Genomic DNA, 24,554 nt, shown 5'->3' with positions numbered 1-24,554 from the left:
GATGGACCTGAACCGTCGGCAATTCTTCAAGGTCGCCGCCGTCGGCCTTGGAGGCTCGAGCCTGGCGGCGTTGGGCATGGCCCCGACGCCGGCCTTCGCCGAGCAGGTGCGTCACTTCAAGCTGGCGCACACCATCGAGACCCGTAACACCTGCCCTTACTGCTCGGTCGGCTGCGGCCTGATCCTGTACAGCCAGGGCGATGCGGGTAAAAACGTCAAACAGAACATCATCCACATCGAAGGTGACGCCGACCACCCGGTCAACCGCGGCACCCTTTGCCCGAAAGGCGCCGGCCTGCTGGACTTTATCCACAGCCCGAGCCGCCTGCAGTACCCCGAGGTACGCAAACCCGGCAGCAAGGAGTGGGTGCGGGTCAGCTGGGACGAGGCGCTCGACCGCGTCGCAGGCCTGATGAAACAGGACCGAGACGCCAATTTCATCGAGAAGAACGCCCAGGGGCAAACCGTAAACCGCTGGCTCACCACCGGTTTTCTGGCTGCCTCCGCCGCCTCCAGCGAGGCAGGCTACCTGACCCACAAGGTCGTCCGCGCAACAGGCATGCTGGGGTTCGATAACCAGGCACGTGTCTGACATGGCCCGACGGTGGCAAGTCTTGCCCCGACGTACGGCCGTGGCGCCATGACCAACCACTGGTCCGATATCGCCAACGCGAATCTGGTCCTGGTGATGGGTGGCAACGCAGCAGAAGCGCATCCGTGCGGCTTCAAATGGGTGACCGAGGCCAAGGCGCACAACAAGGCGCGGCTGATCGTGGTCGACCCGCGTTTTACCCGTACCGCGTCGGTAGCGGACTACTACGCGCCGATCCGTACCGGTACCGATATCGCCTTCATGGGCGGGCTGATCAACTACCTGCTGAGCAACGACAAGATCCAGCACGAGTACGTGCGTAACTACACCGATGTGTCGTTCATCGTCAAAGAGACCTATAGCTTCGAGGACGGGCTGTTCAGCGGCTACGACGAGGCCAAGCGTGTGTATGCCGACAAATCCGGCTGGGGTTACGAGCTGGGTGAGGACGGTTATGCGAAGGTCGATCCGACCCTGCAGCACCCGCGCTGCGTGTTCCAGCTGATGAAACAGCATTACAGCCGCTACACCCCGGAACTGGCGAGCATGACCTGTGGCATGCCGCAGGACGCCATGATGAAAGTCTGGGAGGAGATCGCCACCTGCTCGGCACCGGGCAAGACCATGACGATTCTCTACGCGCTCGGCTGGACGCAGCACTCGATCGGTGCGCAGATCATCCGCAGTGCGGCCATGGTCCAGCTGCTGCTGGGCAACGTCGGCATGCCCGGTGGTGGTGTCAACGCCTTGCGCGGGCACTCCAATATCCAGGGCCTGACCGACCTCGGCCTGCTGTCCAACTCGTTGCCGGGCTACCTGACCCTGGCCGGTGATGCCGAGCAGGACTACGCCACCTACATCGACAAGCGCGCGTCCAAGCCGCTTCGCCCAGGGCAGCTGTCGTACTGGCAGAATTACGGCAAGTTCCACGTCAGCCTGATGAAGGCCTGGTACGGCGCCAACGCCACGGCGGAAAACAACTGGGGCTATGACTGGCTGCCCAAACTCGATGTCCCGGCCTACGACGTGCTGCGCATGTTCGAGATGATGGGCCAGGGCAAGGTCAACGGCTACATATGCCAGGGGTTCAACCCGATTGCTGCGCTGCCGGACAAGAACCGCGTCACCGCAGCGCTGGGCAAGCTCAAGTGGTTGGTGATCATGGATCCGCTGGCCACGGAGACCTCGGAGTTCTGGCGAAACGCTGGGCCGTTCAACGACGTCGACACCGCCAATATTCAGACCGAAGTGATCCGCCTGCCCACCACCTGCTTTGCCGAGGAGGACGGCTCGCTGGTCAATAGCAGTCGTTGGCTGCAATGGCACTGGAAGGGGGCCGATGGGCCAGGTGAGACCCGTACCGACGTGCAGATCATGAGCGAGCTGTTCCTGCGCCTGCGCCAACGCTACCGGGCCGAGGGCGGCGCCTACCCTGATGCGATGATGAACATCAGCTGGCCGTACAAGATCCCTGAAGAGCCATCTCCGGAGGAATTGGCCAAGGAAATGAACGGCTGGGCGGTCACCGACCTCACCGACGCCACCGGCGCCACGCTCAAGGCCGGCCAGCAACTGTCAGGCTTCGGCCAGTTGAAGGACGACGGCAGCACGGCGTCTGGCTGCTGGATCTTCGCCGGCTGCTGGACCGAGCAGGGCAACCAGATGGCCCGCCGCGACAACAGCGACCCGTTTGGCATGCACCAGGTGCAGAACTGGGCCTGGGCCTGGCCGGCCAACCGTCGCATCCTCTACAACCGTGCCTCCAGCGACCCGCAAGGCAAGCCGTGGGACCCAGAGAAGAAACGCTTGGTATGGTGGAACGGCAAGGCCTGGACCGGTACCGATGTGCCGGACTTCAAGGCCGACTCGCCGCCCGAGGCCGGGATGAACCCGTTCATCATGAACCCCGAAGGCGTGGCGCGTTTCTTCGCCATCGACAAGATGGCTGAGGGGCCGTTCCCCGAGCACTACGAGCCGTTCGAAACGCCGATCGGTATCAACCCGCTGCACCCGCAGAACAAGAAGGTGGTCAGCAACCCGGCTGGCCGCATCTTCGACTCGGTGTGGGACACGCTCGGCACGCACGACGAGTTTCCTTACGCGGCGACCACCTATCGGCTGACCGAGCATTTCCACTTCTGGAGCAAGCATTGCCGGCTCAACGCCATTGCCCAGCCCGAGCAGTTCGTCGAAATCGGCGAGGTGCTGGCCAACGAGAAAGGCATCAAGGCCGGCGACCGGGTGCGGGTGTCGAGCAAGCGCGGGCATATCGATGCGGTGGCAGTGGTGACCAAGCGGATTCGCCCGCTCCAGGTCAACAACCAGACCGTGCACCAGATCGGCATTCCGTTGCACTGGGGTTTCACCGGCGCTACCCGGCATGGCTACCTGACCAACACCCTGGTGCCATTCCTCGGTGACGGCAACACCCAGACGCCAGAGTCGAAGTCGTTCCTCGTCAAAGTGGAGAAACTCTGATGGCCAGCCAAGACATCATCGCCCGCTCGGCCACCACCACCGTACCGCCTTCGGTACGCCAGCAGCAGGAAGTCGCCAAGCTGATCGACACCACCAAGTGCATCGGCTGCAAGGCCTGCCAGGTGGCGTGCTCGGAATGGAACGAACTGCGTGACGAGGTCGGCCACAACCACGGCACCTACGACAACCCCCAGGACCTCACGGCCGAAACCTGGACCCTGATGCGCTTCACCGAGCACGAGCGCGACGACGGCAACCTGGAGTGGCTGATCCGCAAGGATGGCTGTATGCACTGTGCAGACCCAGGGTGCCTGAAGGCGTGCCCAAGCCCGGGGGCGATCATCAAGCACGCCAACGGCATCGTCGATTTCAACCAGGACCACTGCATCGGCTGCGGGTACTGCATCACCGGCTGCCCGTTCAACATCCCGCGTATCTCGCAGAAGGACCACAAGGCGTACAAGTGCACGCTGTGTTCCGACCGCGTGACCGTGGGCCTGGAGCCAGCCTGCGTGAAAACCTGCCCGACCGGGGCGATCGTGTTCGGCAGCAAGGACGAGATGAAAGTGCATGCCGCCGAGCGCATTGTCGACCTGAAGTCGCGGGGCTACGACAACGCCGGGTTGTACGACCCGGATGGCGTCGGCGGCACCCACGTGATGTACGTGCTGCACCATGCCGACACGCCGAAGCTGTATGCCGGCCTGCCGGACCAGCCGGTGATCAGCCCTTTGGTGGGGCTGTGGAAGGGCTTCACCAAGCCGCTGGCGTTGCTGGCCATGGGCGCGGCGGTGTTGGCCGGGTTCTTCCATTATGTGCGGGTTGGCCCACAGCGGGTCGAGGAGGACGAGCACCCCACGCAGCCGGATGACAACGTGCATCAGGTGGATCCTGCGGTCCATGTCTACGACCCGACCAAGCCCGGTGGGCAAGGGGAGCAGCGGCCATGAACGACAACAAACCCATCCTGCGCTACAACGCCAATGAGCGGACAAACCACTGGATTGTGGCAATCCTGTTCATCCTGGCGGGGCTGTCGGGGCTGGCGCTGTTTCATCCGGCGCTGTTCTGGCTCAGCCACCTGTTTGGCGGCGGGCCGTGGACGCGCATCCTGCACCCTTTCATCGGGGTGGCGATGTTCGTGTTCTTCCTTGGCCTGGTGTTCCGTTTCTGGCGCGCCAACTTCATCACCGCCAACGACCGCCTGTGGCTGCGTCGCATCGATCGGGTGATGGTCAATCGTGAGGATGGCGTGCCCCCCATCGGCAAGTACAACGCCGGACAGAAGCTGCTGTTCTGGACCTTGCTGGCGTGCATGCTGGTGCTGCTGGTGAGTGGAGTGGTGATCTGGCGTGCGTATTTCAGCCATTGGTTCGGCATCGATGCCATTCGCTTGTCTGCGCTGCTGCACGCGCTGGCGGCGTTCGTGCTGATTCTCAGCATCATCGTGCATATCTATGCCGGCATCTGGATCAAGGGCTCGATCGGCGCCATGCTGTATGGCTGGGTCAGCCGCGCGTGGGCACGCAAGCACCATGAGTTGTGGTACCGCGAAGTGACCGGCGACAAAACGCCGGGCAATCACGGACGAAAAGAAGGATGAACGCTTGAGCACGATACTGGAACCCGGGCAGATCGAAGCGTCGGCGGTGATGCCGCCGTTTCTGCACCTGCCGCCCGCCAACCTGTTCGAAGTGCGCGCCGCGCGACTGGAGCAGTTGGCCGAGGGCAATGCCCTTGGCGACTATCTGAGGCTGGTGGCGCGGTTGTGCTGCGTCCAACAGCAGCTTGTGGATAACCCGCCCGCTGGCGTACCGGTGGCCGAGGAACGTCAGCGCCTGTGCATAAGTCATGGTTTGCCGCCGCTGGCGGCTGACAGCCTGGTGCGCGAAGGGCCTTGGCTGGTTTGGTTACAGGCCCTCCTTGAGCACTTCAACGGTGAAACCCGTGGCCCGCTGGGTGAGGCCTTGCAGGTGCTGCGTGGCAGTGATGACAGCCAGCGCAAAGGCTGGGGCATCGCTTTGCTGGCAGGGCAGTATGACGCGGTGCCACCGGCATTGGTGCCGTTCCTCGGGGCTGCGTTGCAGGCGGCCTGGTCCAGCTGGCTGCTGGCGTTGCCAACGCCGGAGCTGAAACCTGCTGGCAGCCTGGCCCAGTGCCCGGCCTGCAGTTCCCCGGCAATGGCTGGGGTGGTGCGCAACCGTGGCAAGCACAATGGCCTGCGCTATCTGGTCTGTTCGTTGTGTGCCTGTGAATGGCATGTGGTGCGGGTGAAGTGCGTGTATTGCGAGTCGAGCAAGGACCTGCGCTATACCAGCCTTGAGGATGATCGCCATGCGCCGGGCAAGGCGCCATTGCGTGCCGAGTGCTGCCCGGGGTGTGAAAGCTACCTGAAGCACAACTATCTGGAGAACGATGCAGCGGCCGAGCCTTTGGCCGACGACCTGGCCAGCCTGGTGCTGGATATGCGCCTGGACGAGGAGGGCTTTCATCGCCTGGCGCCCAACCTGATGCTCGCGCCCGGGTAGTGGGTGAGTGTCTACACTGAAAGACCGAGTTGCCTTCTTCGCGGGCACGCCCGCTCCCACAAGGACTGCGCAAGCCTCAAATACAGCGCGGACTCTGTGGGAGCGGGCGTGCCCGCGAAGAGGCCAGTACAGACACCGGATAACCCAAGGTAGTACCGCATGTCTTCAAGCCTAGCCAGCGACACCCCACGCCTCCCATCCATCGACACCCTCCTGCGCCACCCGGCCTGCCTCCCGCTGATCGACCGCCATGGTCGCGATGCAGTGCTGGCTACCTTGCGCCAACTGCTCGACGACCTGCGTGATCTTGCTCGCAACGGTGAGCTCAGCGCCGCCGAACTGGCCACCGAAGTGCTGCTGGGCCGCACCGGCGAACGCCTTGCCGCTCAACAGCGCAGCCAGGTCCGCCGTGTGTTCAACCTCACTGGCACCGTGCTGCACACCAACCTCGGCCGCGCCCTGCTGCCGGAAGAGGCCATCGAGGCCATGCAGACCGCCGCCCGCTATCCACTCAACCTGGAGTTCGATCTGGCTACCGGTAAGCGCGGCGACCGCGACGACCTGATCGAAGGCCTGATCCGCGAGCTGACCGGCGCCGAAGCCGTCACCGTAGTCAACAATAACGCCGCCGCCGTGCTGCTGGCGCTCAACAGCCTAGGCGCACGTAAGGAGGGCATCATCTCCCGTGGTGAGCTGATCGAGATTGGCGGCGCCTTCCGCATTCCCGACATCATGGCCCGGGCCGGCGTGAAGCTGCACGAGATCGGTACCACCAACCGCACCCATGCCCGCGACTATGAGGCCGCCATCGGCCCGCGCACGGGCCTGCTGATGCGCGTGCATTGCAGCAATTACAGTATCCAAGGCTTCACCACCCAGGTGCCCACTGCCGAGCTGGCGCGGATCGCCCACCAACATGAACTGCCGCTACTCGAAGACCTCGGCAGTGGCAGCCTGCTCGACCTTACCCGCTGGGGCCTGCCCGCCGAACCTACGGTGCGCCAGGCCCTGGCTGATGGCGCCGATATCGTCACCTTCAGCGGCGACAAACTGCTGGGCGGGCCTCAGGCAGGGATCATCGTTGGCCGCAAGGACCTGATCGCCAGGATCAAGAAAAACCCGCTCAAGCGAGCCTTGCGCGTCGACAAGATCACCCTCGCAGCCCTTGAAGCGGTGCTGGCACTGTACCGCAACCCCGACCGCTTGGCCGAACGCCTGCCCAGCCTGCGCCTGCTGACCCGCAGCCAGGCCGAGATCCAGGCTCAGGCCGAGCGCCTGTCGCCCGAACTCAAGGCACGCCTCGGCGAGCAATGGGCCGTCAGCGTAGAACCTGCGCTGGGCATGATTGGCAGTGGCAGCCAGCCGGTGGCGCGCCTGCCCAGTGCCGCGCTGTGCCTGCGCCCGCAAGTGTCGAAGAAGCTGCGCGGGCGCAGCTTGCATGTACTGGAGCGGGCCCTGCGTGATCTGCCTGTGCCGGTGCTGGGCCGCATCGATGACGATGCCTTGTGGCTGGACCTGCGCCAACTGGATGACGAAGCCCAGTGGCTGGCCCAGTTGCCCGCCTTGCACCTGGGGCCAGTGCAGTGATCGTTGGTACCGCTGGGCACATCGACCACGGCAAGACCGCACTGCTGCAGGCGCTGACTGGCCAGGCCGGCGACCAGCGGCAGGAAGAGCGCGCCCGCGGCATGACCATCGACCTTGGCTACCGTTATGCGGCGCTGAGCGAAGGCGCGCCGCTGACGGGCTTCATCGATGTGCCGGGCCACGAGCGTTTTATCCACAACATGCTGGCCGGTGCCCATGGCATCGACCTGGTGCTATTGGTGGTGGCTGCTGACGACGGGGTTATGCCGCAGACGCGCGAGCACCTGGCGATCATCGAGCTGCTGGGCATTCCCCAGGCCCTGGTGGCGATCAGCAAATGCGACCGGGTCGAGCCGGCCCGGCTGGCCGATGTGCAGGTGCAAATCAGTGAACTGCTGGCGCCAGGGCCGTATGCCGGTGCGCGGCAATTCCCATTGTCGAGCATCAGCGGGGAAGGCGTGGGCGCGCTGCGTCAAGCCCTGCTGGAGGCTGAGGCCAATGTACGGGCACGCGCTGTGCGCGGTGGTTTTCGTCTGGCCGTCGACCGCGCTTTCGCGGTTAGCGGCGCTGGCGTGGTGGTCACCGGCACGGCGCTGGCCGGGCGGGTCAGTGCCGGCGATACCTTGTTGCTGGGCAAGGCCGGCAAAGCGGTGCGCGTGCGTGGCCTGCATGCACAGAACAAGGCCTCGTTGGTGGCAGAAGCGGGCCAGCGGGTGGCGCTGAACATCGCTGCCGAGCGACTGGCATTGGAACAGGTACACCGGGGTGACTGGCTGGTGCCTGAGTGGTTGCATGCGCCCGGCGTACGGGTGGATATCGAGCTGAGCCTGTTACCGGGAGAGACACGTACGTTCGAACATTTCAGCGCCGTGCACGTACACCTGGGGACTCAGGATGTGACGGCCCGGGTCGCCTTGCTTGAAGGCGAAAGCCTGGCGGCCGGCCAGCGCATGTTTGCCCAGTTGTTACTCAATGCGCCGCTGCAGGCGGTGCATGGCGACCGTTTGGTGCTGCGCGACCAGCGTGCCCAGCGCACCTTGGGCGGTGGCAAGGTGCTGGACCCGTTCGCGCCAAGCCGCCAACGCCGCAGCGATGAGCGCCTGCGCCAGTTGCAGGTGCTGCGCGATACCGAAGAACTGGAGCAGGCGCTGCCGGCGCTGCTTGCCAGTGCACCGGGCGGTATCGACCCCCAGCGGCTTGAGCGGCAGTTCAATCGCCTGCGAGAAACCTGGCAGTTGCCGGAAGAAGTTTTGGTGGTAGCCACGCGGCAGGGCCAACTGCTGTTCGCCACTGCCAAGTGGCAAGCGCTGAAGCAGCAGGTGATGGAGCAGTTGGAACGGTTCCACGAACAGGAGCCCGACCAGCTCGGCCCGGACCGTGATCGCCTGCGCCGCTTTGCGGCCTTACCCCTGGAGCGGCCGGCCTTCGTCAGCCTGCTGGACGAGTTGCTCGATGACGGCAGCATCGCCAGCAGCGGGCCTTGGCTGCATTTGCCCGATCATAAGGTGCAATTGAGCGAAGCCGACAGTGAGTTGTGGGCGCGCCTGGAACCGAGGCTGTTGGCGGGGCAATACGATCCGCCCTGGGTCAGGACGTTGGCCAGTGAAGAGAACCGCGCCGAAGCCGATGTACGCCTGTTGTTGCGCAAGCTTGCACGGCTGGGCCTGGTGCACCAGGTGGTGCGTGACCTGTTCTACCCGGAGTCGGCATTACAGCGCATGGCAGTGTTGCTGCTGGGGCAGGCCAGTGAGACGCCGATAGTGCAGGTTGCCGCGTTTCGCGATATGTTGGGGATCGGTCGCAAGCGCAGTGTGCAGATTCTGGAATACTTCGACCGCATCGGCCTGACCCGGAGGGTGGCCGACCAGCGTCACATCCGCGCCGACAGCGCCCTGGCCCAGCAGCAGGCCAGGCACTGAGTTCAAGGAAGGCAATCGCGCCCGGTGGCGCGGCCGGGCTTCAAACCCGGTTGGGGACGGCAGCCGTTCCCGGGCAGGTTCGACTCCCGCTGCCTTCCGCCATTTTCTTTCGCCTGTTCAGGCCCGTTCGCCGCACAGGTCCAGAGCAAACCACTGCTCTGCTGCATCCACATTCAAGCCCGCCCCCAACAGCGCAACCATCTTGCCCAGCGCTGCCTCACGGGTCATGCCGCCACCACTGACCAATCCGGCCCCGCGCAAGCGGTTGCCCGCCGCATAGGTGTCGAACACCACCGAGCCTTCAGGACACTGGCTGATAGCCGCCAGCATCACACCGCGCTGGCGCGCCGCGCTCAGTACATTCAGCAATGCCTGGTCATCCGATGGCCCTGTACCGCTGCCGTAGCATTCCAGCAGCAACCCCTGCACACCGCTGTCGATCAAACCCTGCAAGTGCCCGGCCTGCAGCCCCGGGAACACCGGCACGACCGCCAGGTTGACCGGCTTGCGCGGCTGCTTGTAGCCCAGTTCGGCAGGGATCATCTCGGCATGCTCACCATCACGATGGCGCGGCAGCGCCGCAAAGGCATCGAACGCCTCGCTACGCAGCTTCGAGGCGCGGCAGCCATGCAGCAATTGGCCATGGAAGTAGAGCTGCACGCCATCTTCCAGGCCATGTTCGAACTGGCGCAGCGCACCACACAGGTTGGCCCACGCATCGCTGTCAGCGGCACCCGCCGGCAGCATCGAGCCGGTCAGCAGCACCGGAACCGGCAGCCCCAGCAGCAGGAACGACAATGCCGCAGCGCTATACGCCATGCTGTCGGTGCCGTGCAGCACCAGCACGCCGTCATGGCCCGCCACATCCACCGCATCGACAATGGCATCGCGCATCGCCAGCCAGTTGTGCTGTTGCATGTTGGCGCTGTCGAGCAGCGGGTTCAGTTCATGCAGGGTCCATTGAAGCTGAGGCGCATCGGCCATGTGCGCGAAGTGCTCGCGCATCCGTGCTTCAAAACCACCGGCTGGCGCCAGGCCTTCAGGGGTTTCGAGCATACCGATGGTGCCACCGGTATAGAGAACGAGAAGATTCTTTACGGCACGCATGGAGAACATCCGTAGCGGAGAGCGGAGAAAGAAAAGCCGCCCGCAGAAGGGGCGGCTTGGCAGGGCAGCGTATCAGCGCTGAGGCTGTGCTTGGCCGACTGTTTTGTCAGTGGCTGTTTCCGCCTGCGGATTGGCAGGCCAGGCATTGCGGTCCAGGTCCAGGTCGGCGAACTTGGTCGAATCGAACACCGGCTGCTGGATACCCGCCTTGCGCTGCTCGTCGTAGTCGCGCATCACACGCAGGCCGACCTTGAACAGCAGGGCCAGGGCCACCAGGTTGACGAAGGCCAGGCAGGTCATGGTGATGTCGGCGAAGGCGAACACGGTCGACAGGTCTTGCATCGAGCCCCAGACCACCAGTGCCAGCACCAGGCCACGGAACACCATCAGTACCACGCGGTTACGGGTGAGGAACTGCAGGCTGTTCTCGCCCAGGTAGTAGTTGTAGAGGATGCAGGTGAACACGAACAGCGACAGTGCAACGCTGACGAACACACGGCCCCAGTCACCGACCACGGCGGCCAGCGAGTTCTGGGTCAGGACAATACCGTCACCCTCGAAGCCCGGGGTGTAGAAGCCCGACAGCAGGATCAGCAGTGCGGTGCAGGTGCAGATCACGAAGGTGTCGAGGAACACGCTGAAGGCCTGGACCACGCCCTGGGCGCCCGGGTGTTTCACCGCAGCCACGGCAGCGACGTTCGGCGCACTGCCAAGGCCCGCTTCGTTGGCGAACACACCACGCTTCACGCCCATGACGATGGCGCTGCCGAGCAGGCCGCCGAAGGCTGGGTCGAGGCCGAAGGCGCTCTTGAAGATGGTTTCCAGCATGGCCGGCACGTGTTCGATCTGGGTGCCGATCACGTACAGGGTCACGCCGATGTAGGCCAGGGTCTTGACCGGTACCAGCAGGTCCGACACCGCAGCGATACGCTTGATGCCGCCGATGAAGGTGATGGCCAGCAGCACGGCCAGGACAATACCGGTTTGGCTCGGGGCAAAGTTGAAGGCGTTCTGCAGCGAGTGGGTCACGGTGTACGACTGCAGGCCGATGAAGGCGAAGCCGTAGGTGACCAGCAGCAGGATCGAGAACACGATGGCCATGCCTTTACGCTTCAGGCCATGCTGGATGTAGTAGGCCGGGCCGCCACGGTACAGGCCGTCACCATCGGCGCGCTTGTACACCTGGGCCAGGGTACATTCGAAGAAGCTGCTGGACATGCCCACCAATGCGGTGACCCACATCCAGAACACGGCACCTGGGCCTCCCAGGGTCACGGCAATACCGACACCGGCAATGTTACCGGCGCCAACGCGGCCGGCGAGGCTCAGCATCAGGGCCTGGAAGGAGCTCAGCTGGCCTGCCTGGCCACGCAGCGATTCCTTGAACACGGCGAACATGTGGCCGAAATGGCGGAACTGAACGAATCGGGAGCGGATGGTGAAGTAGCTACCCAGCCCTACGATCAGCACGATGAGGAGTTTCCCCGAGAGGAAATCGTTGAGTACTTCGAGCATTGGAGAATGACCTCGATTCTTATTCTTCGTGTGGAAAGACCAGCGGACGGCAGGCGCACCGCTATTCGTTGGGGCGCATGGTTGGCCATGACAAGAGTGGTTACAATTTCGCGGGTTGCTCTTAGTTGGCGCGACTTGATGCTACAATGGCGTCATTCGCGTCACCTGGGTCCCGCACATGAGCGATCATTTCGCTACCAACCTCAAGCTGGCTTGCAGCCACTACCGCTCTATTTCCGAAGTTTGCCGGCAGCTGTCGATCAACCGGGCACAGTTCAACAAGTACCTGAGCGGGCAGAGCCGTCCGACGGCTTACAACCTCAAGCGCATTGGCGACTTCTTCGGGGTCGAGGATTACGAACTGAATTTGCCGGCCGAGCAGTTCGCCAGGCTCATCGGTGCACGGGTGTCGACGCTGGCCGAGCAGCCCAGCGACCCGATCAGCGAACTGTTCCGTCCGCTGCACGACCACGCCGGCAACCTGTCGCGTTATTGCGGTTACTACTTCGAGTATTCCAACTGCATGTCGGTGCCGGGCACCATCCTGGTGTCGCTGGTTCACCTGTGGGAGGAGCGTGGCCGCTTCCTGTTCGAGCGCCAGGAACGCCAGGAACGCTCCAGCGCCACCGACCAGCACGCTGAGGTACGCTGCCGCTACCTGGGGGCTGCGTTCCAGTTGCAGGACCGGCTGTTCCTGATCGACTACGAGTCGCTCACGTACAACGAAATGAGCCAGACCATCCTCATCCCCAGCTTCAAAAGCCGCATTACCCGCCTGAATGGTCTGAAGGCTGGAGTGTCCAGCGGCGATCGACGCAACCCGGCCTGTACCCGGGTGGTGTGGGAGTATCTGGGGCAAGAGATCAATCGCATCAATGCCTATCGGCAGGTGAAACTGTACCGGCCGGATGATCCGCGTATAGATGATGATGTGCGTGAACGCTTGAGTGTGGGGCCATTGCGCAACAGTTTGTTTGAGATTGAATAGATGTAGCGCCTGTACTGGCCTCTTCGCGGGTAAACCCGCTCCCACAGAGGTCATGCAGGCAACTGAATAAGGCCTGTGGTTGGACTTCCCGCAGAGGAAACCGCAAAATGACCCCTTTCCTTCATCAACCTCTCCGGATCTGCTGACTCTATGCGTATGCGCCTAATGCTGTTGGGTGGTGGCAATGCCCTCGGGCAAGCGCTGATTCGTCTTGGGGCCGAGGAGGACATCGCATTCCTGGCGCCGCGCCCGCCCGAGAACGGCTGGACGCCGGCGAGCCTCACCCAGTTGCTCGACGATCACCGCCCCGACGCCGTGGTCAACCTGGCCTATTACTTCGACTGGTTCCAGGCCGAGTCGGTCAGCGAACAGCGCCTGGCTCAACAGGAGCGGGCAGTAGAGCGGCTCGCAGAGCTGTGCCAGCACCACCAGATCACCCTGGTACAGCCTTCCAGCTACCGCGTGTTCGACGGTTCGCGGGCCACGGCCTACAGCGAAAAGGACGAGCCAGTGCCGCTGGGCATGCGTGGCCAGGCGTTGTGGCGCATCGAGCAGAGTGTGCGTGCGGCCTGCCCGCAGCATGTGCTACTGCGCTTTGGCTGGTTGCTCGACGAAAGCATCGACGGGTCGCTGGGCCGCTTCCTGACCCGTGCCGAGCAACCGCAAGAGCTGCTGCTGGCCGATGACCGGCGTGGTAACCCGACACCGGTCGACGATGCTGCGCGGGTGATCCTGTCGGTGCTCAAGCAGCTCGATTGCAGTGCGCCGCTGTGGGGCACCTACCATTACGCTGGCAACGAGGCGACCACGCCGCTGGCGCTGGGCCAGGCGATCCTTGCCGAAGCGGGCCAGTATCGCCAGCTCGCGGTTCAGGCGCCAACGCCGCAGGCTCATGCCGCACGGCCGGATGCCAGCGAAGAGCCGCAGCACGCGGTACTGGCCTGCAAGAAAATCCTTCATACCTTCGGCATCAAGCCCCGCGCCTGGCGCGCCGGCCTGCCGCCTCTACTGGACCGGTTCTACCGCCATGGCTGACGCCCCCATCCTGATCACCGGCGGTGCCGGCTTCATTGGCTCCCACCTGTGCGATGCGTTGTTGGACAAAGGCTACGCTGTACGCATTCTCGACGACTTTTCTACTGGCCGGCGCAGTAACCTGCAGGTCGACCACCCACGGCTGGAACTGATCGAAGGTGATGTTGCCGACGCCGGGCTGGTCACGCAGGCCGCAGCCGGCTGCAGTGCCGTGGTGCACCTGGCGGCAGTGGCCTCGGTGCAGGCCTCGGTCGAAGACCCGGTGCGCACACACCAGAGCAACTTTATTGGCACCCTTAATGTGTGCGAAGCGATGCGCGTGCATGGCTTGCGCCGGGTGCTATTTGCTTCCAGTGCGGCGGTTTATGGCAACAATGGCGAGGGCGAGTCAATTGCCGAAGACACGCCCAAGGCACCGCTCACCCCGTACGCGGTGGACAAGCTGGCCAGTGAGCAGTACCTGGACTTCTACCGACGCCAGCATGGCCTGGAGCCGGTGGTGTTCCGCTTCTTCAATATCTTCGGGCCACGCCAGGACCCATCCTCGCCGTATTCCGGGGTCATCAGCATCTTCTGCGAGCGCGCGGTGCAGGGCTTGCCGATCACCATCTTCGGTGATGGCGAACAGACCCGCGACTTCCTTTACGTGGGCGACCTGGTGCAGGTGATGGTGCAGGCGCTGGAGCAGCCGCAGGTCGAGGAGGGGGCGGTGAACATCGGCCTCAATCAGGCCACCTCGCTGAACCAGTTGCTGGTGGCACTGGAGAAGGTGGTGGGGAGCCTGCCGGCGGTTAGCCATGTGGCTGCGCGTTCGGGTGATATTCGCCATTCGCGGGCGGATAATCAGCGCTTGCTGACGCGGTTCGAGTTTCCGCAGGCGACGCCAATGGTTGAAGGTCTGGCGCGGCTTCTGGGCAAGGCCTGAGGCCCTAGGGGCGCTGCGCGCCCCAATTGCCGGCAAGCCAGCCGCCCCAAAATCACCCGTGCCGCACAACTCTGCGCAGGCAATCCTCGGCAGCCAATACCCGCCCATCTTCAGCCCGTACCTGGATGACCTCGATCGTCTGCCCGGTAGCGCCTTCCACCAGCTCCGAACGCGCCTCGCCCGCTTCAAACAGATACCGCTCCCCCCACTGCCTCAGGCCCACCACCACGGGGAACACCGACCGCCCCTTCTCGGTCAGCACATATTCCTTGTAGGCACTGCCATCCGAAGCTGGCTGCGTCATCAGCAACCCACTTTCCACCAGCAGCTTGAGCCGTGAGGCGAGGATGTTCTTCGCCAGCCCCAGGTTCTTCTGAAATTCGCTGAAGCGTCGCAGGCCATCGAAGGCATCGCGCAGGATCATCAGCGCCCAGCGGTCACCCAATATCTCCAAGGCACGGGCTACCGGGCATTGCGCATTGTTTTCATCGAGCATGTGGCAGGCCTGTCCTGATTGTCTGGTTGCAGATTAAAACCACTTTTGCTAAATAGCCATAAGTGGTTTCAATTCGAAACTACATTATCGAGGCCACCCCGATGACACGCTGGATAACCCTGCTGCTTGCGATCACCAGCGCCATGGCGGTGGCGACGGTGTACTTTGCCCAACCGCTGCTCGAATCGATGGCCGCCGAACTGGGTGTGGCACAGCAGCAGATTGGCTGGGTAGTGGGTGCAACCCAGGCGGGCTATGCCCTGGGGCTGCTGCTGATTGTGCCGCTTGGGGACTTGATCGACCGCAAACGCCTGTTGCTCGGCCAGTTGCTGTTCTCGGCCTTGGCGCTGGTCGGCGTGGGCATGGCGCCAAACTGGGTGATGCTGTTGCTGGCGCTGGCCATCACCGGGCTGATGGCCGTGATGGTGCAGGTGATGGTGGCGCATGCCGCCAGCCTGGCCTCGCCCGCTGAGCAAGGGCAAGCGGTAGGCACCGTCACGAGCGGTGTGGTGCTGGGCATTCTGTTGGCGCGCCTGGTGGCGGGTGGGGTGGCTGACCTGGCCGGCTGGCGCAGTGTTTATCTCGTGGCCGCAGTGCTCTTGCTGGCGCTGGCGTTGGTGCAGCGTCCCGGTTACCGAGAGCTGATCGTGTCCCAATTCCGCTTGTTTCGGCACGACAGGCTGCTGCGCCAGCGCGGCGTGTTCGGCGTATTGATCTTCGCCGCGTTCAGCGTGCTGTGGAGCGCCATGGTCATGCCTCTGAGCGCTGCGCCATTGGCGTTGAGCCATACTGAGATTGGCCTGTTCGGTCTGGCAGGTGTGGCCGGTACGTTGGCGGCAGCGCGCGCTGGTCGCTTGGCCGATCTGGGGCTGGGAGCGCGCACCACCGGGCTGGCGCTGGCGTTGCTGACGCTGTCGTGGTTGCCCACGGCCTTTGTCGGGCAGTCGTTGATCGTTTTCGTGCTCGGTGTGCTGATGCTGGACTTCGCCGTGCAGGCAGTGCATGTCACCAACCAAAGCGTGTTGCTGGCAGGGCGTGGCGCGATGGCTAGCCGATTGATTGGTGCTTATATGTGCTGCTATTCGGTCGGTAGCGGGTTGGGTGCGGTGCTGGCGAGCCGGGTGTATGCCCGATGGGGGTGGCTTGCGGTGTGTGGGCTTGGCATGGCCATCAGTGCGGTCGCGCTGGGGTACTGGCTGTGGCTGCAACGAGAAAGGGCGGCCGAAGCCGCCCTGCCGTGTTCCGGTCAGAACTTGTAGCCAAGGCCGACCATGTACACCCACGGGTCAACGTCTACGTCGACCTTGGTCTTGCTGTAGCCCAGTGCGGTCGGGCCATTGACGCTGGCCTTGGTGTCGATGTCGACATACCAGACCGAGGCGTTGACCAGCAGGTTGTCGGTGAGCATGTAGTCCATGCCCAGCTGGCCGGCAATCCCTACCGAGTCTTGCAGCTTGAGGTTGCTGAAGCCTTGTTGCTTGCGTGCGCTGCTCAAGTCTTCGTCAAAGAACAGGGTGTAGTTGATGCCCACACCGGCATACGGTTGGAAGCGCGAGTTCGGCTCCATCGGGTAGTACTGCAGCGACAGGGTCGGTGGCAGTTGCTTGATGTCTGCCAGCTTGCCGTCCAGCCCGCCGCCCAGGCCTTTTACGCCCACGGTGTGCTTGAACGGGGTGGCTGCCAGCAGCTCCAGGCCGATGTGGTCGGTGAGCATGTAGGCGAAGGTCAGGCCCAGCTGGGTATCGCTGTCCAGGGTTGCCTTGGTGCCTGACACCTTGTTGCCGTCGAACTTCAGGTCGCCGCTGCTTTCGTTCGGGGCAGTGGTAATGGCGCCTGCGCGCAAAATCATGTCCCCTGCCTGGTAGGCGTGGGCGGCAGGGGCGGCGAGCGCAAGGGCCACAAGCGAGGCGCCGAGCAAGGACTTGTTCATGGAAGCTCCCAAAGGACGTTATTAATCGAGTAGTCCAATGGTACGGAGCTGGTTAAACACAAAGTTTGACCCAGCTCAAAGAAGCGTCTTCATGAATTCGAAACAGTTCTCATCTCAGCTCATACGCGTAGATTTTCTCGGCCTCCATCTGGTAGCCGGCATCGGCCAGTTCGCTGCTGGAGGCTCTAACCTGCATCTTTCCCTCGATCCAGTAGGGTTGGTAGAGGTCTTCGACGCGTACGCCTATTTCGCTGAAAATATGCACGATCTGGTTTGACGGTGGCGGGGGGACGTGGATGCACGCGCCGTAGTACGGCACCAGCAGGAACTCGGTGGTGCGGCCTTCTTCGCTGACCTCAAGCGGCACGATGTAGCCTGGCAGTTTGATTTGCTGGCCGTCGAGGCTTTTCACCACGGGCGCGTCGGGCGCTTGCTGGCGAGCGGGTGGGGCGGACTCGGCAGACAGGGCGTTGCTGAGCTGTGACATGTCATGCAGCGGCGCCAGTTGTGGCGGGATGACCGGGGCGCCTTCGGGGATCAGGGCAGGCCAGTCCAGCTCTTTGGGTTCGGCGGCCCACAGAGGCATCGCTATCACCAACAGTAGGGCCAGCAGCATGTGCATTGCCGGCCTCTTCGCGGGCGAGCCCGCGAAGGAGGCAGTGAGGTTTCTGATCATTGCAGGCTCTTAAAGATGAATGGACAGGCCGTCGGCCAGCGATTGCCTGTAAGCCCGCCAAGCCGGCACGCTACCCATCAGCAACGCGGCCCCAAGGATGATAGCCAGCAAGGTCCACTCATGAGCACTCGGCAATGCCAGCGGCAAATACAACCCATAGTTGGCCTGCACATACCCCTGTGCCAAGGCGATACCCGCATACAGCAACCCCAGCCCGGCCACGATCCCGACTGCCGCCAGTGACAGCGCTTCCAGCACCAGCAGCCCTGCGATATGCCACGGCCTGGCCCCGACCGACCGCAAGATTGCCATTTCTCGCCGGCGCTCGTTGAGGCTGGTGAGAATGGCCGTGAGCATGCCGATCAAGCCGGTCAGCACCACAAACAGCGACACCACGAACAGCGCCTGTTCCGCCGTGCCCATCAGGCTCCACAGTTCTTGCAGGGCCACCCCAGGCAGGATCGCCAGCAGCGGCTCGCTGCGATATTCGTTGATTTCCCGTTGTAGGCTGAACGTCGCGATCTTGTTGTTCAGGCCCAGCATGAACGCGGTGATGGCGGCAGGTTGCAGGTCCATCGTACGTGCCTGATCGGCGCTGATGCGCCCGGCGCCACGGGCCGGTACGCCATTGTGCCAGTCGATATGGATGGCTTCCATGCCGCCCAGGCTGATGTGCAAGGTGCGGTCGACCGGTGTGCCGGTGCGCTTGAGCACGCCAACCACGGTGAACGGCTTGTCGTCATGCTTGACCAGGCTGATCGCTGCCACACCATGGGCCAGCACCAGCTTGTCCCCCAGCTTGTAGTGCAACGCCTCGGCGACTTCGGCACCGAGTACCACCTCGAACGGGTCGCTGGCGAACTCACGCCCTTGGCTCAATTCCAGGTGCTGGCGGCGGCCGTACTGGTAATGATCAAAGTAATCCGTCGTGGTGCCCATCACCCTGTAGCCGCGATGCGAGTCGCCCAGCGAGATAGGGATCGCCCACTTCACCCGCGGGTCCTGCGCATAATGCTGGAAGCTGTCCCATCGGATGTTGTTGGTCGCGTTGCCAATGCGGAATACCGAATACAGCAGCAGGTTCACCGAGCCGGAGCGGGCGCCGACAATCAGGTCGGTACCGCTGATGGTGCTGGCGAAGCTGGCGCGGGCCTCGGTGCGAACGCGCTCCACGGCCAGCAGCAGGCACACCGACAGGGCGATGGCAAACGCGGTGAGGAAGGCGGTGAAACGGCGGTTGGCCAGGCTGGCCAGGGCAAGGCGGAGCAGGTACATCAGGCCTCCCGGGGCTTGGCGGCGCGGTTGAGGTCGGCCAGGGAAAGGTGGCGGTCGAACAGTGGCGCCAGGCTTTGGTCGTGGCTGACGAACAGCAGGCTGGCACCGGCGGCGCGGCATTCGTCGAACAGCAGGCGGATGAACGCTTCGCGGGTATCGGCGTCTAGTGCAGAGGTCGGTTCGTCAGCAATCACCAGCTCGGGCTGGCCGATCAGTGCGCGGGCGGCGGCCACCCGTTGCTGCTGGCCGATCGACAGGCTGTCGGCGCGGCGGGCGAGCAGGGCGGAGTCATCCAGCCCCAGGTGGGCCAGCAGTGTGCTGGCTGCCTGGTCGACACTGCCATGGCGCTGTTCGGCGCGGGCCTTGCGGCTGCGCGAGAAGCGGCAGGGCAGTTCGACGTTTTCGCGTACCGACAGGAACGGCAGCAGGTTGAACTGCTGGAAGATATAACCCGTGTGGTCGACGCGGAAGCGGTCACGCGCCCCCTGGCCCAGGCTGCCAAGGTCTTGGCCAAGCAACTGGATGTGGCCCTGAGCCGGTACATTCACGCCGCCCAGCAGGCCCAGCAAGGTGGTCTTGCCACTGCCGCTGGGGCCCTTGAGAAACAGGGCTTCACCAGCGTCCAGGTGGAAGGCCGGAATATCCAGCAGCGGCGGCTGGCCTGGCCAGGCAAACACCAAATCACGCAGTTCGATCAACGGCTGGCTCATTCAGAAAGCGACCGCTGCCTTGGCCGGCGTGGCTTCCACACCTTTCTGGCCATTCGGGCCGATCAGTTGCACGTTGATCTTCTGGGTGGCCGGGAAGGCCTTGAACAGCGGGCCGAGGTCCACTTGTGCCAGTTTGTCGGGGTTGGCGCAGGTCAGCTGGTAGTGGGCGCCGATGTCGCTGTGCTGGTGGCCGTGCTCATGTTCGTCGCCATCGTCGTCGGCTTTCGGGGCGTCACCGAACAGTGGGCTTTCCAGCTCTTGCTGATCTTCTTTGCAGCCTGCGGCAGCAGAGAGGCCGAACAGCTTCAGTGGCTGTTCAAGCTGCTGGCGCACAGCGGCGACCTTGGCTTTGTCGGCATCGCTGCTGGCGGCATGTTCGAAACCGACCAGGTTCATCGCCGGGCTGTCCAGTTCCAGTTCCAGGGTGTTGCCATCGAGCACGACGTTGAGCTTGGCTACGCCATGCTCGTGGGCGCCGAGGGTGCCATGGGCGTGGTCGTGATCATGGTCATCGTGGGCATGGGCCACGGCCAGTGGTAGCAAGGCGAAGGGCAGGGCAAGCAGCAGGCGACGCATGGACGGCTCCGGGGCGGGCTGAATGATTGGGTTATGTTATAACAACTTTTCTGCGCGCCGCCAGCCTGTGTAATGCAGGTTTCATCATGCGGTAGGATGGGGTACTGACCTGGTTAGAAGGAAGCGTCGTGAGAATTCGTGGACAGATTGGTGACTGGCCGGTGGACCTGACCATCGAGCTGGCGCCTGAAGAGTGGGCGCAGTTGGGGCGGCAGGTCGAGGTGCCGGTGGTGGCGCAGGCCGTTGCAGCGGCTCCGGTGGCGGCTGCGCGCCAGGATGACGGGCAGTGGGCGGCGGCACTCGATTTGTTGCGCCAGGCCGGGCAGCTATCTGGCCCCGAGTTGCTGGATAACCTGGCGGGCCTGACCGGTAGCGCAACAGCGGGCAAGAGGCTGCTGGTGCGTTTGCGACACAGTGCTGAGGTTCGTGTGCTGGCCGGCGAGGATGCCCCACTGTACTGTTGGCAGGGTGATGCAAGTGGGCAGGGTTAAGCCAAGGGTGGCAGCCGTCAACTGGTAAAACTGCCAGTTTTTATTCGCCACATAGAGGATTTGAATGGGCAGGCCTTCATTTACGGAAACCTGCCATGAAGACTGAAAACGATGCAGTAGTGCAAGCGTACGACTTGCGCGGTTGGCGCATGCACTTTGCTTTTAACGCTGAAAAGTTGAACGCTGCGCTATTACCAGCAGAGGCCGGATACTGTCCACACCGATACGCTGGACTTTGTTCATCGACGCCCAAGTGGTTGGCTGGTGACCCGGTGTGTGTTGGGCAGTCCGCTGCCGGAGTTTCCAACTGGCAACAGTGAAACAATCACCTTCGCAAGGCGCTTTGTATCCTACATGAGCTACGAGTTTCAAAGAGCGCCAGGCGCCGCTTATGCAGATCTACTGGAAGTAGTTGCTGGTAGCCAGAATGAGCGCCTGGCACTGTTTCAGTCCTTCAGGTTGGACCAGTGTGTTGGGACATATAAATACAACGGCGACACAGTCTTTACGCTGTCGGTTGGAGCCGACTTCTCCATAGGGTTTCTGGGGTGGGGACAGCGTGACACCGATGCCGGCTTGCCATTCAAGCTCCGTTTTGACAGCCTCCCTGCAAGGGACAAAGTTGTTGTGCTGCCCAAAACCGATGATGTCACTTATGGCGAGTGGCTGATGAAGGATTTGCGCTTCTATCTGCGGCGCGCTCAAGCTCCGCTTCCCCATGTTTTGTATATGGCTAACGCCAGCGAGAACAATGGTTCACTTTCTGCCAGTGTGAGCGATGGGCGTGCTGACAGGCTGAGCGTGGATGAAAGCCATTCGGGCCTATGCTACCTGCAAAGCAGTCACATTCCCGATGCAGGGTACTATGGGCGCGATTTCGAGCAATTGGCCCAGATAATTTTCCCGCGTGGGTATTTAAGATTCACCGGGCTTGATGAGGGCGATCCGGATGCCACGGTTGCCCAGGCCAGTCTGGCTGAAGCGGCACTTTTTGACGCGGGCGCCTTAGCCCCTGAGGCTGCCCTCTATTCTTCGCACGTCAGCCCCTTGGTCCGGATCGTTTCCGCCGGTAGTGCCGGTCAGCGCTTGGCGCTGAATACAGTCAACCCTGCCGCGCCGATCTGGCGATTCGCGTCGGAAACGTTAGGGCAACTCGTGCCTGACGGTCGCTTTTGCAGTTACATCCCGCAAGACGATGGCGGTGTCCGCTATGGCCAAAACCCGTTGACTCGCAAGGATGCTGCACTGCTCGATACCTTGAAAAGAAACCCCGTTGATATTGTTCGGATAATTACGGGCTTCACCCTGTTGCCGTATTACTCAACGATGATCGTGCTCAATGCTCAGCCTACCCATTACTTTAAAATTGCAGCCGTTGGCAACAAGTTAAAGTTGACTTTCTGTTATGTGGGCTGGGGGACCGGCGAGCAGGAAGTGCCGTTGGAGGAAACCGATTGGAAGGTGTTGGCGGGGGACGGGTCAGTGTCGGGCGGCGTTTTCACAGCAGGTGGGGTTTCTAAATTCAGTGTGCTGCAGGCGATCCACCGCAATCCGACCTACATGCAGTTTGCGGTTGTCATCATTCCAATGCCGTTGCTGACTGCGGCCGAGTTCGTGGCCATGCGCAATGGTGGTTGACGCCTGCAGGTGAAGGGTTGATAGCGATTGTGCTATCCACCCTCACCCCACTAACGGTGCTGGGCAGGTCAGAACATCGCCGCCGACAGCTTGCGGCGATACACGCCAACCAGCGGGTGATCGCCGCCGAGCAACTCGAACACTTGCAGCAATGCCTTCTGCGGCAAACCGTTCTCGTAGCCACGGTTACGCTGGAACAGCTTCAGCAACCCCTCCAGCGCCGCCTCATACTGCTGGCGCGCCAGCTGCTGAATGCTCAGCTGGTAAGCCGCTTCGTCATCCTGTGGGTTCTGCGCCAATCGGCTTTTCAGGTCCGCCACTTCCGGCAGGCTGGCCGCCTGACGCAGGAACGTCAGCTGTGCCTTGGCACCGGCCAGCGCAGCTTTGTGCTCGTCCGTCTTGACCGCATCCAGCACCACCTGGGCCTCGCCCAACTCACCACGCTCGGCCAGGCAGCGGGCATACAGGATCAGCGCCTCGGCATTGCTGTTGTCCTCACCCAGCAGCGCCTGCAACTGCGCTTCGGCTTCGGCAAAGCAGCTTTCGGCGAACAGCGCCTTGGCCTGTTCCAGTGGCGAAGCTGCAGGTGCGGCAGGCATCTGCACATGCGGTTCGAGCATGGCGCGAATCGCCGATTCCGGCTGGGCACCGGCAAAGCCGTCTACCGGCTGGCCGTCCTTGAACAGCACCACGGTCGGCAGGCTGCGAATGCCGAACTGGGCAACCACTTGCTGCTCTACGTCGCAGTTGATCTTGGCCAGCAGCAGCTCGCCCTGGTAACCCTCGGCAATCTTCGCCAGCAGCGGCATCAGTGCCTTGCACGGTGCACACCACTCGGCCCAGAAGTCCACCAGCACCGGCTTGTGGAAGGAGTTCTCGATCACCAGTTGCTGGAAGGTGGCATCGGTAGCGTCGAAAATGTAAGGCGTGTCTTGGGTCATCGCGACTCTCGCAAACTCGTGTATGGCACCACTATAAGGTGTCGCGGCTGGCGTGGTACAGGCTGACCCGGCGGAATTCGTGTGGCTCGGCCAGGTCTGGCAGGGTCAGCGCTTCGAGCACGCCCAACTGCTGGTACAGCGGGTGGCTGAAGTCGCGAACCCGCGAGTCGGCCACCAGCGCCTGGCGGCCGCGACCGAGGAAGGCATCCAGCAGCGGCAGGTTGGCGCGGTCATACAGCACATCGGCAACCAGGATCAGGTCAAAGCGGTCTTCTTCGGCAAAGAAGTCGCTGCTGTAGTTCAGCTCAACCCTGTTCAGGGCGGCATTGGCGCGGCAGGCATCGAGGGCCAGCGGGTCGAGGTCGCAGGCCACCACTTCCAGTGCACCGGCGCGTGCGGCGGCAATGCCAGCGATACCGGAGCCGGCGCCAAAGTCCAGCACGCGCTTGCCGGCCACCCATTCCGGGCGCTCGGCCAGGTAGCGGGCCATGGCCAGGCCGCTGGCCCAGCAAAAGCTCCAGTAGGGCGGCTCTTCAAGAATGCGCCGGGTTTCTTCGCTGCTGAAGGCGCGGTCCATGTTCTGGTCGTCGATCAGCCACAGCTTCAGGTCGCAGCCGGGCAGCTCGCTGACCACCAGGCGCGCTTCGCCTATCAGGCCGCTGAGGGCCTGTTGCAGGGCCAGTGGAGCCACTTACGGCGCCTTCTCGAAACGCAGCGGGCCGGTGGCCTGGGTCTGCGCTTGGGTAATACGCACCGGTGGCAGGTGCATGATCAGCTGGCCGGAGCTGCTGGCCCGGCCACGTAGCTCGACCCGCGCACCGGCCGGGAAGGCCTCGGGGTTGAAGCGCAGGTGGTAGGGCAGGGCCTGGCCGGTGCCGGTCAGGTTGCTGCTGGCCAGCAGGCGTTGCGGGCGGTCGCGTTCGTCGATCACCAGCAAGGCCAGTTCCACGTCTGCCCCGGCTGGTATTTCCAGCAAGGTACCACTGAGCTCACGCTGGTAGGCCGGCAGCGGGCCCAGCACTTCTGCCGGTTTGGCCGCGCGAGCGGGCGTGGGTGCAGGGGATGCATCGGTCTTTGGCCTGTCGCTGCCGCAGGCGGTGAGCAGGGCGGCGCAGCACAGCACGACGAGCGCTCGGTAGTGCATGGG

The 24,554-nt window shown here is 63.2% G+C and carries 23 protein-coding genes and 1 tRNA gene; 13 read left to right on the top strand and 11 right to left on the bottom strand.

Features of this window, described 5'->3' with window-relative positions; translation table 11 throughout:
* Position 1: 1 nt before the first annotated feature.
* From fdnG to ACF8MI_RS07270, 7 genes are all read left to right on the top strand, one after another.
* Positions 2-3,070 (top strand): formate dehydrogenase-N subunit alpha, encoded by a 3,069-nt coding sequence (gene fdnG, locus ACF8MI_RS07300; RefSeq protein WP_200929040.1) that lies wholly within the window; start codon positions 2-4, stop codon positions 3,068-3,070.
* Positions 3,070-4,020, top strand: coding sequence for a formate dehydrogenase subunit beta (fdxH, locus tag ACF8MI_RS07295; RefSeq protein ID WP_060499563.1), 951 nt, complete (start codon positions 3,070-3,072; stop codon positions 4,018-4,020). The genes fdnG and fdxH overlap by 1 nt, the downstream gene beginning before the upstream one ends.
* A complete protein-coding gene (locus tag ACF8MI_RS07290) occupies positions 4,017-4,673 on the top strand; it encodes a formate dehydrogenase subunit gamma (protein ID WP_104833542.1) in 657 nt (218 codons plus the stop codon). Before fdxH ends, ACF8MI_RS07290 begins: the two co-directional genes overlap by 4 nt.
* A gap of 4 nt (positions 4,674-4,677) precedes the next feature.
* Positions 4,678-5,598 (top strand): formate dehydrogenase accessory protein FdhE, encoded by a 921-nt coding sequence (fdhE, locus tag ACF8MI_RS07285; protein WP_060499561.1) that lies wholly within the window; start codon positions 4,678-4,680, stop codon positions 5,596-5,598.
* Between the two features lie 159 nt (positions 5,599-5,757).
* On the top strand, positions 5,758-7,185 hold the full coding sequence (gene selA, locus ACF8MI_RS07280) for an L-seryl-tRNA(Sec) selenium transferase (RefSeq protein WP_104833541.1): 1,428 nt from the start codon (positions 5,758-5,760) through the stop codon (positions 7,183-7,185).
* Positions 7,182-9,104, top strand: coding sequence for a selenocysteine-specific translation elongation factor (gene selB, locus ACF8MI_RS07275; protein ID WP_104835391.1), 1,923 nt, complete (start codon positions 7,182-7,184; stop codon positions 9,102-9,104). Before selA ends, selB begins: the two co-directional genes overlap by 4 nt.
* 6 nt (positions 9,105-9,110) lie before the next feature.
* Positions 9,111-9,206, top strand: a tRNA-Sec gene (locus ACF8MI_RS07270).
* A gap of 15 nt (positions 9,207-9,221) precedes the next feature.
* Here ACF8MI_RS07270 and ACF8MI_RS07265 read toward each other — a convergent pair.
* Together ACF8MI_RS07265 and ACF8MI_RS07260 are read right to left on the bottom strand one after the other, a co-directional pair.
* Positions 9,222-10,220 (bottom strand): asparaginase, encoded by a 999-nt coding sequence (locus ACF8MI_RS07265; RefSeq protein ID WP_177337107.1) that lies wholly within the window; start codon positions 10,218-10,220, stop codon positions 9,222-9,224.
* 63 nt (positions 10,221-10,283) lie between these two features.
* Complete coding sequence (locus ACF8MI_RS07260) at positions 10,284-11,726, bottom strand: sodium:alanine symporter family protein (RefSeq protein WP_060499558.1); 1,443 nt, start codon at positions 11,724-11,726, stop codon at positions 10,284-10,286.
* 178 nt (positions 11,727-11,904) lie between these two features.
* Here ACF8MI_RS07260 and ACF8MI_RS07255 point away from each other — a divergent pair, with 178 nt between their 5' ends.
* The 3 genes from ACF8MI_RS07255 to ACF8MI_RS07245 all read left to right on the top strand — a co-directional run bounded on the left by ACF8MI_RS07255 (position 11,905) and on the right by ACF8MI_RS07245 (position 14,674).
* A complete protein-coding gene (locus ACF8MI_RS07255; protein WP_060499557.1) occupies positions 11,905-12,714 on the top strand; it encodes a helix-turn-helix transcriptional regulator in 810 nt (269 codons plus the stop codon).
* Positions 12,715-12,864: 150 nt separating this feature from the next.
* Positions 12,865-13,749, top strand: coding sequence for a sugar nucleotide-binding protein (locus tag ACF8MI_RS07250; protein ID WP_104833540.1), 885 nt, complete (start codon positions 12,865-12,867; stop codon positions 13,747-13,749).
* Entirely contained in the window at positions 13,742-14,674 is a 933-nt protein-coding gene (locus ACF8MI_RS07245) for an NAD-dependent epimerase/dehydratase family protein (RefSeq protein ID WP_060499555.1), read from the top strand. Before ACF8MI_RS07250 ends, ACF8MI_RS07245 begins: the two co-directional genes overlap by 8 nt.
* Positions 14,675-14,726: 52 nt before the next feature.
* On the opposite strand, the gene ACF8MI_RS07240 is transcribed toward ACF8MI_RS07245, so the two are convergent.
* Entirely contained in the window at positions 14,727-15,170 is a 444-nt protein-coding gene (locus ACF8MI_RS07240; RefSeq protein WP_104833539.1) for a helix-turn-helix domain-containing protein, read from the bottom strand.
* A gap of 101 nt (positions 15,171-15,271) precedes the next feature.
* Here ACF8MI_RS07240 and ACF8MI_RS07235 point away from each other — a divergent pair, with 101 nt between their 5' ends.
* The gene (locus ACF8MI_RS07235; protein ID WP_200929041.1) at positions 15,272-16,429 is read left to right on the top strand and encodes an MFS transporter; all 1,158 of its coding nucleotides are present in this window, start codon (positions 15,272-15,274) and stop codon (positions 16,427-16,429) included.
* On the opposite strand, the gene ACF8MI_RS07230 is transcribed toward ACF8MI_RS07235, so the two are convergent.
* The 5 genes from ACF8MI_RS07230 to ACF8MI_RS07210 all read right to left on the bottom strand — a co-directional run bounded on the left by ACF8MI_RS07230 (position 16,417) and on the right by ACF8MI_RS07210 (position 20,337).
* On the bottom strand, positions 16,417-17,100 hold the full coding sequence (locus ACF8MI_RS07230) for an OmpW family protein (RefSeq protein ID WP_014589498.1): 684 nt from the start codon (positions 17,098-17,100) through the stop codon (positions 16,417-16,419). The genes ACF8MI_RS07235 and ACF8MI_RS07230 overlap by 13 nt on opposite strands.
* 109 nt (positions 17,101-17,209) lie before the next feature.
* Complete coding sequence (locus ACF8MI_RS07225) at positions 17,210-17,722, bottom strand: DUF3299 domain-containing protein (RefSeq protein ID WP_060499552.1); 513 nt, start codon at positions 17,720-17,722, stop codon at positions 17,210-17,212.
* 63 nt (positions 17,723-17,785) lie between these two features.
* Complete coding sequence (locus tag ACF8MI_RS07220) at positions 17,786-19,051, bottom strand: ABC transporter permease (protein ID WP_060499551.1); 1,266 nt, start codon at positions 19,049-19,051, stop codon at positions 17,786-17,788.
* A complete protein-coding gene (locus tag ACF8MI_RS07215; RefSeq protein ID WP_060499550.1) occupies positions 19,051-19,761 on the bottom strand; it encodes an ABC transporter ATP-binding protein in 711 nt (236 codons plus the stop codon). Before ACF8MI_RS07215 ends, ACF8MI_RS07220 begins: the two co-directional genes overlap by 1 nt.
* The gene (locus tag ACF8MI_RS07210; RefSeq protein ID WP_060499549.1) at positions 19,762-20,337 is read right to left on the bottom strand and encodes a DUF2796 domain-containing protein; all 576 of its coding nucleotides are present in this window, start codon (positions 20,335-20,337) and stop codon (positions 19,762-19,764) included. It lies immediately after the preceding gene.
* A 128-nt stretch (positions 20,338-20,465) separates the two neighbouring features.
* On the opposite strand from ACF8MI_RS07210, the gene ACF8MI_RS07205 reads away from it, so the two are divergent.
* Both ACF8MI_RS07205 and ACF8MI_RS07200 read left to right on the top strand, forming a co-directional pair.
* Positions 20,466-20,828, top strand: a complete 363-nt coding sequence (locus ACF8MI_RS07205) for a hypothetical protein (RefSeq protein WP_200929042.1) — start codon at positions 20,466-20,468, stop codon at positions 20,826-20,828.
* A gap of 354 nt (positions 20,829-21,182) precedes the next feature.
* Positions 21,183-22,466, top strand: a complete 1,284-nt coding sequence (locus ACF8MI_RS07200) for a hypothetical protein (RefSeq protein ID WP_060499547.1) — start codon at positions 21,183-21,185, stop codon at positions 22,464-22,466.
* A 68-nt stretch (positions 22,467-22,534) separates the two neighbouring features.
* Here the strand turns inward: ACF8MI_RS07200 and trxA are convergent, their stop codons facing one another.
* Genes trxA through ACF8MI_RS07185 form a run of 3 tightly spaced genes read right to left on the bottom strand, consistent with a single transcriptional unit; the run spans position 22,535 to position 24,551 of the window.
* Positions 22,535-23,407 carry a thioredoxin gene (gene trxA / locus ACF8MI_RS07195; RefSeq protein WP_060499546.1) on the bottom strand — a complete coding sequence of 291 codons (873 nt, stop codon included), beginning with the start codon at positions 23,405-23,407 and terminating at the stop codon, positions 22,535-22,537.
* Positions 23,408-23,438: 31 nt separating this feature from the next.
* Positions 23,439-24,098 carry a methyltransferase gene (locus ACF8MI_RS07190; protein ID WP_060499545.1) on the bottom strand — a complete coding sequence of 220 codons (660 nt, stop codon included), beginning with the start codon at positions 24,096-24,098 and terminating at the stop codon, positions 23,439-23,441.
* Positions 24,099-24,551: a YbaY family lipoprotein gene (locus tag ACF8MI_RS07185; RefSeq protein WP_060499544.1), complete on the bottom strand. Its 453-nt coding sequence runs from the start codon at positions 24,549-24,551 to the stop codon at positions 24,099-24,101.
* Positions 24,552-24,554: the final 3 nt, after the last annotated feature.

It is taken from the genome of Pseudomonas sp. yb_9 (genome assembly GCF_043103635.1).
Taxonomy (GTDB): Bacteria; Pseudomonadota; Gammaproteobacteria; order Pseudomonadales; family Pseudomonadaceae; genus Aquipseudomonas; species Aquipseudomonas monteilii.
The sequence above is the reverse complement of the archived record's forward strand: the minus strand, read 5'-3'. Positions and strand labels throughout refer to the sequence as shown.